General features: G+C 51.3%; 7 protein-coding genes. All 7 read right to left on the bottom strand.

Features of this window, described 5'->3' with window-relative positions:
* Positions 1–177: 177 nt before the first annotated feature.
* Positions 178–1,173: a branched-chain-amino-acid transaminase gene (gene ilvE, locus ACJHVI_RS02835; RefSeq protein WP_483183111.1), complete on the bottom strand. Its 996-nt coding sequence runs from the start codon at positions 1,171–1,173 to the stop codon at positions 178–180.
* Between the two features lie 57 nt (positions 1,174–1,230).
* On the bottom strand, positions 1,231–2,025 hold the full coding sequence (locus ACJHVI_RS02840; protein ID WP_483183112.1) for a sulfite exporter TauE/SafE family protein: 795 nt from the start codon (positions 2,023–2,025) through the stop codon (positions 1,231–1,233).
* A complete protein-coding gene (locus tag ACJHVI_RS02845) occupies positions 2,015–2,473 on the bottom strand; it encodes a hypothetical protein (RefSeq protein ID WP_483183113.1) in 459 nt (152 codons plus the stop codon). Before ACJHVI_RS02845 ends, ACJHVI_RS02840 begins: the two co-directional genes overlap by 11 nt.
* Before the next feature lie 2 nt (positions 2,474–2,475).
* On the bottom strand, positions 2,476–4,539 hold the full coding sequence (gene glyS, locus ACJHVI_RS02850; protein ID WP_483183114.1) for a glycine--tRNA ligase subunit beta: 2,064 nt from the start codon (positions 4,537–4,539) through the stop codon (positions 2,476–2,478).
* 2 nt (positions 4,540–4,541) lie between these two features.
* On the bottom strand, positions 4,542–5,441 hold the full coding sequence (gene glyQ, locus ACJHVI_RS02855; RefSeq protein WP_483183115.1) for a glycine--tRNA ligase subunit alpha: 900 nt from the start codon (positions 5,439–5,441) through the stop codon (positions 4,542–4,544).
* Between the two features lie 133 nt (positions 5,442–5,574).
* Positions 5,575–5,772: a transporter substrate-binding domain-containing protein gene (locus ACJHVI_RS02860; RefSeq protein WP_483183116.1), complete on the bottom strand. Its 198-nt coding sequence runs from the start codon at positions 5,770–5,772 to the stop codon at positions 5,575–5,577.
* 36 nt (positions 5,773–5,808) lie between these two features.
* On the bottom strand, positions 5,809–6,229 hold a 421-nt coding region (locus ACJHVI_RS02865; protein WP_483183117.1), incomplete at its 5' end, for a transposase.

Raw genomic sequence — 6,229 nt, forward strand, 5'->3', positions numbered from 1 at the left:
CTTGTCATTGCGGCATGAGAAAGGAGAATAAGGTTTAGTTTATACAAGTTTATTTTGCTTAAAAAACGCTAGATAGCCCTTATTTTGTCCCTTAGGGCTAAAGATCTCGATAACAGCACCTAAAATGTCCCTTTGCCCGCAATAAAAAAAGCAGCTCCTACTTTTTTGTAAAAGCGATTAAATCTTCGTCAGCCAGCCATGCTTATCTGCACTGCGTCCGTATTGGATATCGGTAATCAGGCTGCGCAATTTCAAGGCTTCGCTTTGGCTTTGCACCGCCACGTCTTGTCCTTCAATAATCAAGACGGTTACCGGCGACAATACCGCCGCTGTGCCGGTCAGCAATGCTTCCGCACCATTGGCAATCCGTTCTTTGATTTCATCAACGGTAAAATGGCGCTCTTCGATACTATAGCCGTGGTCTTTCGCCACCGTCAGCAGGCTTAAGCGCGTAATGCCGTGCAAAAATTCGCTGGTCAGCGGTTTGGTAATCAGAGTCTTGCCGTCAATCAAAACGAAATTGGAAGCTCCCGTTTCCTGCACATCGCCGTTGGGGCAGAACAACACTTGCTTGGCATGATGTTTTTCCATCGCCTGCATCGTCCAATAGAGGGCGGAAGCATAATTACCCCCTGTTTTGATGCTGCCCATATGCGGCGCACAGCGCAGATGGTCGGTTTCCACCAATACGCGCAATTCCGAACCTTGTTTGAAATAATCGCCCACCGGAGAAAGCAGCACGAATAATGCCGCGCTTTTACTCGGCGAACCCGCGCTGCCGATATTCGGCTCGGTACCGATTAAGGCGGGGCGGATATATAGGGCGCCGCGTTGGTCGGGCACTTCTTCCTGCGCGCGGCGCACCGCCTCGACAATCATATTTTTCAGCAATTCTGCCGGCGGCACCGGCATACTCATTGCTGCCGCGCTTTTACGCATTCTCTCCACGCCGGCATCAAGGCGGAAAATATGCACCGAACCGTCTTCATGGCGAAAGGCTTTCATGCCCTCGAAAATCTCGCTGCCATAATGCAGGCAATGCGCGGCAGGATGGATTTTCAGCTCATTGCTAGGCTGCCATTGCAGCTCGCCCCAAGCACTGTCTTCACAATACACAATCGGCATTTCCGGCGCAAACACGCTGCCGAAGACCGCCGGAATTTCAGTTCTCATCGCTTTCTCCCTTAATCAAAAAATGCTTACATTACGCTTTTCATTCTGCAAACACAATTAAAACCACAAAGCGGCAATCACCGCCGCCACCGTCATTAAAAACAAAATCCAGCGGATGCTGTTTTGGCTAATCGAGAGGGCAAAACGCACGCCGATTAGCGCGCCGACGGAATTACCCACCGCCAATAACAAGCCCACTTTCCACAGCACCTGTCCCTGCCAGATGAAAATGCCCAAAGCAATACTGGTAAACAGCATGGTGCAGACCAATTTCAAGGCATTGGCACGGCGCAAATCATAATGCAAAGCACCCGCCAAAGCGGTCAGTAAGACAAAACCTACGCCCGCCTGCACAAAACTGCCGTACAAACCTGCCGCAAACAGCCAGCCCCATGCCGCCCTGCTTTGCTTGACGCTCAATTCCATATTCGGCGCGTGCATCACCGCCTGCGGTTTGAATAAAAACATCGCCGCCACAAAAAGCATCGCGCCCAATAAAATCATCTTCATCAGCCATTCGGCAGAAACCTGCTCAAAAAACAGCCAAGCAACAATCACATCCAATTTTGCCGCCAAGACAGCGCCGACAAGCGCGCCGCAGACCGTCGGCAGCACAATGCCGCCGATATCCTGCGTGGGCAAAGCCTTGGCGCGGCGAAAGCCGAATAAACCCGCCATGCCCTGAAACCAAATCCCGACGCGGTTGGTGGCATTGGCGGTTTGCGGGTCCAAGCCGAATATCATCAGCAGCGGCAAAATGATATTCGAACCGCCGCCCGCCAAGATGTTGATAATGCCGCAGATAATGCCGAGCAAGCCTAGCAAAAGATAAAAAATCCAATTAAATTCCATGTCCTGCCCTTATTGCGCACAGAGCTTGAGAGGTTTGGACATCTCCGACGGCAATAAAATCGTACACATAAACAGCGGCATAAGCGGCAATGCCGAGCAAAAAGGCGCAAATCAGAAAAAAGCCTGCCGCTCTCAGCCGCGCTTTGCCGCCGTAAACATAAGGCGTGGGGCGATAGGTTTTCATGCCCTGCGGCGGATATTGCCGCTGCCGCCACACGCGGTAAAACATGCTGCCGTTTAATGCCAATAATCCCGCCGCCAAGAGACTCGGATAGCCGGCAAAGACGGCATAGAGCATGACGACATTGCCATCGTGCCGACAAGCCAGCCACTGTTCCAATACGGGTATAGCCCATTCTACCGCCGCCACCGCCAGTGCTAAAAAAATGCAGGCGGCGCCGATACGGCGGATTTTTTCTTTCGGGCTATATTGCGGCGCCTGCTCCATGCCTAGCCTTGCAAGAGCGACAAATCGGCAATTTTCTCAAAGCCTTGCTGCATGGTTGTCAGCAATGCCAAGCGATTGGTACGCAAATCGACATCGTCCGCCATGACCATCACATCGGCAAAGAAGGCTTCCAATGGTGCTGCCAATTCGCCCAAGGCTTGCAATGCTGCAAAATAATCTTTTGCCGCCACCGCTGCTTGCACCTTGCCGCTAATGCCCTGCCAAGCCTGCCATAAGGCTTTTTCCGCCGCTTCCTGCAGCAGATTTTCCGCGACCGCCTGCATGTTTTCGCCGTTCTTTTTCAAAATATTGCGAATCCTTTTGGCGCTCGCCAAAAGGCTCGGCGCATTGGCGCTAGCCGCAAAAGCGTGCAAGGCATGAATGCGGCGGTCAAAATCCAGCAAATCGTCGCCGTCTAGGGCGCGCACCGCCTGATAGCTCTCAACGGCAATCCCCTGTTCGCGGTAATAGCCCTGCAAACGTTCCAGCACATAATCACGCACCTCAGGCAAGACTTTTTCCGCCTGCAAAGCGGCAGTAAAGCTCGCCGCGCTCCATGCGAATAATTCCTGCAAAGGCAGGCTGATGCCTTTTTCCACCAGCAGGCGGATAATGCCGATAGCCATACGCCGCAAGGCATAAGGGTCTTTGCTGCCGGTGGGCTTTGCGCCGATGGCAAAGCCGCCGATGAGGGTATCGACTTTTTCTGCTATCGCTAAAGCCGTACCTACGCCCGTTGCCGGTAAATCGCCGCCTGCGCCCAAAGGAAAATATTGTTCTTCCAATGCCTGCGCCACTTCTTCGGCAAGCCCTTCGCGGCGTGCATAATATTTGCCCATCACACCCTGCAATTCAGGAAACTCCATTACCATTTCACTTTGCAAATCACATTTGCAAAGCCGTGCCGCTTCTGCCGCCGCAGCCGCATCCGCCTGCACTAGCGGCGCGAGTTGCTTGACCAATTCCTGCACACGGCGTGATTTTTCCGCCAAAGAACCGAGTTTTTCCTGATAGACCACTTTTTCCAAACGCGGCAAATAATCCGCCAAGCGGCGTTTCAAATCCTGCTGCCAGAAAAATTCCGCATCGGCAAAACGCGGACGAATCACTTTTTCATTACCCTTACTTACGGAAACGGGATCTTTGGATTCCAGATTGGCTACCGCGATGAAATGCGGCAGCATTTTGCCGTCCTTATCCAGCACGGCAAAGGTTTTTTGATTATCCTGCATGGTCGTAATCAACACTTCCTGCGGCACGGCAAGGAATTTTTCTTCAAAATGTCCGGCAATCGCTACCGGCCATTCGGTCAAACTCGCCACCTCATGCACTAAATCTTCCGGCATCAATGCTTTGCCGCCCAATGCCGCAGCTGCCGCCTGCACCTGCTCGCCAATCAAAGTCTTACGCTTTTCAATATCGGCAATCACATAGGCGCTTTCCAAAGCGGCTTCATAATCATCGGCATGGGCAATCCGCACCGCTTGGCTGTGATGCACGCGATGCCCCTGCGAATAATTGTCGGCTTGCACGCCGAAAAATGCTAAAGGCAGGATTTCATCATCCGCCAAGGCAATCAAGGTATTCACAGGACGCACAAAGGCTTGCTCGAAATCGCCCCAGCGCATCCGCTTGGCAATCGGCAATTGCTTGATTACTTCGGCGAACAGCTCAGGCAGCAAGTCTTTAAAAGCACGCCCTTTTTCCTCGCCGTAAAACATCAAAGCCGCGCCCTTATCGGTCTCTGCCTGCGCCAAGTCTTCCACCGCCACGCCGCAAGAAGCGGCAAAGCCTAAAGCCGCCTTGCTCCAATTGCCGTCTTTATCCTTGGCGGCGGCAAGCATCGGGCCTTTGCGTTCGATTTTGCGGTCGGGCTGCTGCATCGCAAGCCCCTTGATGCGCCAAGCCAAACGGCGCGGACTGGCGAAAGAAACAATTCCCTCATGGACAAGCGACTGTTCGGCTAACACTTTCTGCCATAATTGTCTGCCGGCTTCCGCCAAATCGCTGACGGCGGCGGTTGGTAATTCTTCCATGCCGATTTCAATGAGTACGTTTTTATTCATAATTATTTGCCCTCCTTGCACAATGGGAAGCCTAAGGCTTCGCGCGATTCATAATAAGCCTCGGCTGCCGCTTTAGAGATATTGCGCACGCGCAAAATAAAGCGCTGCCGCTCGGTAACCGAAATGGCACGGCGCGCATCTAAGAGATTGAATAAATGCGAGGCTTTCAGCGCCTGCTCATAGGCGGGCAAGGCTAATTTTTTCTCGGCAAGCGCCAAAGACATGCGTTCCGCCGCATCAAATTGTGCGAACAAATCCTCAATATAGGCATGCTCGAAATTATATGCCGACTGCTCGCGCTCGTTTTGCTGATGCACATCGCCGTAAGTCAGCACGCCGTTGCACGTCTGCGTCCAGACCAAATCATAAACGCTGTCCACATTTTGCAAATACATGGCGATGCGCTCCAAGCCGTAAGTCAGCTCGCCCATTACCGGCTTGCATTCCATACCGCCGGCCTGCTGAAAATAGGTAAATTGCGAAGCCTCCATGCCGTTAATCCAGACTTCCCAACCCAAGCCCCATGCGCCTAAAGTCGGGCTTTCCCAGTTATCCTCGACAAAACGGATATCCTGCACCGCGGGATCGATGCCGATGGCAAACAAAGACTGCAAATACAGTTCTTGAAAACGCGCCGGCGAGGGTTTCATCACCACTTGGAATTGATAATAACGCTGCAGGCGGTTCGGATTTTCGCCGTAGCGCCCGTCAGTGGGACGGCGGGAAGCCTGCACATAAGCGGCATTCCAAGGCTCGGGACCTAATGCACGCAAAAAAGTCGATTCATGGAAAGTGCCTGCGCCCACTTCCATATCATAGGGTTGCATTATCGCGCAGCCCTGCTCCGCCCAAAAATTTTGCAGGGCAAAAATCATGTCTTGAAAACTCAGCACCTTGCTCATTATTTACTCTCACAAAAGAAAACGCGCTATTTTACCTGCTCTTTTGGCAAAATGGAGGCTTTTCGCGGCGAATGTGCCGACGAAAAGCAAAAATAAAGGCTGCCTCGGCAGCCTTTGCAGATATTGCGGCAAATTATTTCACCGCATCCCAATCGCTCAACCATTCTGACTGCAATTTTTGAATCGTGCCGTCTGCTTTGGCTTCGTCAATGCCCTTATTGATCTTATCTAAGAGATCCTTATTGCCTTTTTTCACAAGGAACACCAACTCACGCGCTTCCTGCCCCGGTATGGATAAAAACTTCGCCGTCATGCCTTTTTGATCCTGCACCTGCTTAATATAACCTGAGTTCGTGATAAGCCACCTCTATTTAGCAGCCGCCAAAGCATTCTTCCCAAACATCTGCGGCTTATACGCAAACAAGCAATATGCCGTTAATCCAGAAATCAGATTCAACAAAAATCCCTTCTCTGAACGATGGCGAGTATGTTCAATTTGGCATAGATTCTTTAACTGATCAAAAATCGTTTCAACAGCACATCTCTGTTTTAACAACCTTTTTTGTTCAGGACTTTGGGGCGGGGATTCCATATTCTTTTTCTTGCCTGTCAGTAAAGTGATGTTGTATCTCTTTTCTAACCAATCGCTTAACTCTTTGCTGATATAGCCTCTATCCCCAACCAACAATCCAAACAGTTTGTTTGCCATTTGTCGTAAGCCTTTACGGTCATCAACATTGCCTGGCCTTAGGCAGAAATTGACTCGCTCTCCTACATGATTAAACACT

Source organism: Suttonella sp., assembly GCF_056855035.1.